Source organism: Corynebacterium sp. KPL2838 (assembly GCF_040225455.1).
GTDB lineage: Bacteria > Actinomycetota > Actinomycetes > Mycobacteriales > Mycobacteriaceae > Corynebacterium > Corynebacterium rhinophilum.
Genome location: NZ_JBEHFT010000064.1, coordinates 1 through 3,835, shown reverse-complemented (window position 1 = coordinate 3,835; position 3,835 = coordinate 1). Strand labels below are relative to the sequence as shown.

2 protein-coding genes and 2 pseudogenes are annotated in these 3,835 nt (G+C 52.6%); 1 reads left to right on the top strand and 3 read right to left on the bottom strand.

Annotated features, from left to right (window positions below):
* Positions 1-74 precede the first annotated feature (74 nt).
* Both ABRP98_RS11550 and ABRP98_RS11545 read right to left on the bottom strand, forming a co-directional pair.
* Positions 75-508: pseudogene (locus ABRP98_RS11550) on the bottom strand (replication protein RepA).
* A 518-nt stretch (positions 509-1,026) separates the two neighbouring features.
* Entirely contained in the window at positions 1,027-1,485 is a 459-nt protein-coding gene (locus ABRP98_RS11545) for a hypothetical protein (RefSeq protein WP_349859338.1), read from the bottom strand.
* On the opposite strand from ABRP98_RS11545, the pseudogene ABRP98_RS11540 reads away from it, so the two are divergent.
* A pseudogene (locus ABRP98_RS11540) lies at positions 1,484-2,677 on the top strand (IS3 family transposase). The gene ABRP98_RS11545 and the pseudogene ABRP98_RS11540 overlap by 2 nt on opposite strands.
* A 16-nt stretch (positions 2,678-2,693) precedes the next feature.
* On the opposite strand, the gene ABRP98_RS11535 reads toward ABRP98_RS11540, so the two are convergent.
* Positions 2,694-3,509 (bottom strand): hypothetical protein, encoded by an 816-nt coding sequence (locus tag ABRP98_RS11535; protein ID WP_349859336.1) that lies wholly within the window; start codon positions 3,507-3,509, stop codon positions 2,694-2,696.
* Between the last annotated feature and the right edge of the window lie 326 nt (positions 3,510-3,835).

The window sequence follows — 3,835 nt, the reverse complement described above, 5'->3', positions numbered from 1 at the left end:
TGAACTCGACGGAATACTTTCTAGGCATAGTTCAATCCTTCCTTAGCTGAGGTAGGAACTAAACCCAGGACGCTTCAGTTCTGTCGTGCGTCGTTGGAGTCTAACGCTTTGGTGGCGAAGTTGGCGGCGATCATCTCCCAGGTGAAGGTGTAGGCTTCGCGGTTGTTTTTCGCCAGCCAGTACTGTTTTACCGTGAGCCAGATGTAGAGGTTCATGGCTCGTGGTTTGTTGAGCTCTCGCAGGACGTTGAGGTCGATAGGGATGGGGGATTCTGCAATGTGCTTGAAGAACTGGGGTGTGAGTTTAAGGTAGGACTCAATGAAGCTGCCCTGGTTGGGGTCGCGGGAGTCGAACCAGAGATCCCATTCCTCCATGATCTGGGTGTGACGTCCACGTGCGTGAACGCCGTCGTCGCTTTTTACGGTAATCATTGAGCCAGCAAGGCGTAGAAGTTGCTCCCGCCTGTTCCGCGCTGTCCAATCCCGCTTTCTTGGAGGAAATGGTTCATCGAGTGGCCTAGTGGAATACGGCAGGCTTCGTCGATGGTCAGGGCCCTCTTTGACCTCTCCTGCGCTGGCTACGGCTCGGGCAATGACATTAGACGCATTCTATGCGAAGAAGGATTTTCAGCAGCGTAAAATTAGAGTGTCTCCAAAAGCGGAGGATTTCCGAAAGAATGCGACAGTACCTTCATCCCTCGCTTTAACTGACCCAAGTGCGCGCCGCTCAAACCTGTATTAATGTCAATTGGCGGTCTCAGAGCAAGAGCTCTTAGGACCGCCAATCTGTGTACTAAAGGGTTTCCCTTTTTTGCTTAAAAAACAGGGAAACCATTGAACCGGTCAAAAGTACCCATGCCGCTGACAGAAGGACTATAGTGACAGTATTTCCACTAGCGATTGCATAGCCTACACTGAAGGTGAAAATAAGCCAGCCGATAAGGGAAAGCCAAAATCCTACGGTTCGTTGTGAGGAATTCTTCAAAAGGATCATCTCTCTCTAGACTATTTCTAATTGCCTAGGCCGTTAACGGCCTTTCGCAGCTTTACCGCAAGTGTAACCTGCATGTCCACTAGCAGCACCGGCAGTTACTACAGCTCCCGCCACGGCTAGCCCTGTTCCCCCACTAAGGATGATTCCTCCCATGGCCAGTGCCGCACCCGTTGCACCCATGGAACCAAAGATGCAATCTCCTACATCCTGATTCACTACTGGAGTCTTTTTCCCTTTGACAAGTGGCGAAGAGTACTTGGCTACAACGGTGTCACCATTTACGTCATAGTCGACATGATTGACAGATCCATCGGAGACAAGGAAAGACTTCTGAAGGGTAGCAGCAACCTTTCCGTCCTGATCATGGACAATTACGGTGCCGTCCGCCTTCTTTTCAGCGACCCCCTTCTCGATAGACGGACCTGACCCCTGTTTGGTGGACACCTGATATCCAGCCCAGTCGAGCTGGCAAGATTGGTAATCTACCACCATGTCCAGGTACTCCGAACAGTTCAAACGCGATGCCGTGGCCCTCTATGAGAACAATGAGGACCTCTCACTGAACAAAGCATCAGCAGAGCTCGGAATCAACCGTGCCTCGCTACATTCTTGGGTCAAAAAGTACGGCACCGGCAAACGTGCCCGCACGAAGGCCATGCGCGACAAGACCCAGGCGACGACTGATTCTGAACGAATCCGCCAGCTAGAAAAGGAAGTCTCTAAGCTGCGCGAAGAACGCGATATCCTGCGTAAGGCCGCGAAATATTTTGCCGAAGAGACTCACTGGTGATCCGCTTCCAGTTTGTCGATGACCACCGAACCGAATACTCGGCTTATGCGGATGTGCCACGTTTTAAAGCTGAATCGTTCCTCGTTTTACAAATGGGTGAGCACCCGCAAAAAGCGCAGGTTAAAGATATATTCTGACGGTCTTATTGGTGCAAGAATCAAGACCATCTTCGATGATGAGCATGGTCTTTACGGAGCTAAACGCATCGCCGCAAGCCTTAAGGAAGACCTGGCGTATACCCCGGTCAATCACAAGAAGGTTGCACGCATCATGAAAACCATGGGACTAAAAGGCTTTAGCAAACGGCGTCGATGCATTACTACCAGGCGTAAGCCTGGTCACCGTGTCATGCCAGATCTAGTAGGCCGCAAGTTCACAGCTGGCGAGCCAAATCGTGTGTATGTCGGTGACATTACTTACCTGCCGTGTAGGGGAGGCAAAAACATGTACCTTGCCACAGTCATTGACACGTATTCACGTAAACTTGCAGGTTATGCACTCGCAGACCACATGCGGGTCTCACTAGTTATCGATGCTCTAGCCCACGCACACGGCGTGCGCGGCAGTCTTGACGGGACTATTTTCCATTCCGATCACGGCAGCGTGTACACCTCACAAGCCTTTAGGAACTACTGCTCGTCGTTAGGTGTGCGCCAGTCCATGGGCGCGGTTGGAACGAGTGCCGATAATGCCCTGGCAGAATCGTTTAACGCTACTTTAAAGCGGGAAGTGATGCGTGATCGGAAAGTCTTTGAGGATCCGATCACCTGCCGACAGGAAGTCTTCCGGTGGTGCATGCGCTACAACACCCGCAGGCGCCACTCTTGGTGCAACCTCGTAGCTCCTGATGTCTTTGAAGCCGAGACTTCAGCTACACTGGCTAAAGTCGCATAGTTAACCCCCGTCGTGTCTACTTTCCGGGGATCAGGCCCGTATGCGTGTCATCCAGGATGAGTTGGATAAGCGCCTCACCGGCACCGCACTGATTATTGTCGGCTTGGGAATCGATGTGGCGGGCGATAATAGCGGCCGTAGCTTTATCACACATGAGGCTCATGGTGGCGCGGTTGTTATGCACTGACACGTTAAGGGTGGGCTCGACCTTGTCGGTGTCATCGTCTGCCAGATTGTGGGTGTCGATGAAGTCGCGGATAAACCGGCGGATTTCTGCCACTGTGGGTACATGCTGGCACAGTGCTGTCGGGGTGAGAAAGTCTGCCAGGGCGGCATCCACGAGGCCTATGTGGTCGTGGTTGTCGCCTATACGTTCTATTTCCCTGTCGATAACCCTCAGGCGTGGTGTATCCAGGATCCACTGCTCAGAATTCGTGGCTGCCACTAGCGGTAGTTCTTGCATGCGGAAATGTGCCCTGATAATCCCCGACAGGGTGCTGTGGGTTAGGCCTAGGTCTTTAGCCAGGCTGGTCAGTGTCAGATCGACGTCGTCGTCGAGGTCTGGCAACAGTGACTGGTAGAAAAACCAGGAGTTCTTCCGGGCGTGTGCTCCAGCTGCGGCAATAGGATTGCCGGGTGTGTTGGTGGCGTAAAAGACTACCGGTACCTCCCCCTCAGCCTCACCATCAGAGTCGTAATCAGGATCAGTGTTGGTATCAGGATCAGTGTTGGTGTCGTAGTCCAGTGGCTCGCCGGCTTTACGGCTATTCCCCGGCGTGGTGTCGCCTACTGGCTCGTGCCTGGTGGTGGGTGGTGGTGTGTTAGTTGTCATCGTGGTCGTATCCCCCGGGGTGTACTACACCCTTAAAAGTGTCGAATGTGTTTTCGTCTAACACGGATTCACCCTACCCACCACACCTGACACTAGGGGGTAAAACCACGACACCTACCACGCATTCCCCCAGCTCGACAGAGAACAACCCACAAATACAAGCGGGGGTAAAACACCAAGTAATCCCCGAAACACCAACCACCCAGAATTATTCGGGGTGGTGGTCTTTCGGGGACTACCGTATAAACATTATTTTGTTGTTTGTTTGTTGTTTGGTGTCGGCGGTGACTTACTCTCCCACAACCTCCCGGTTGCAGTACCATCAG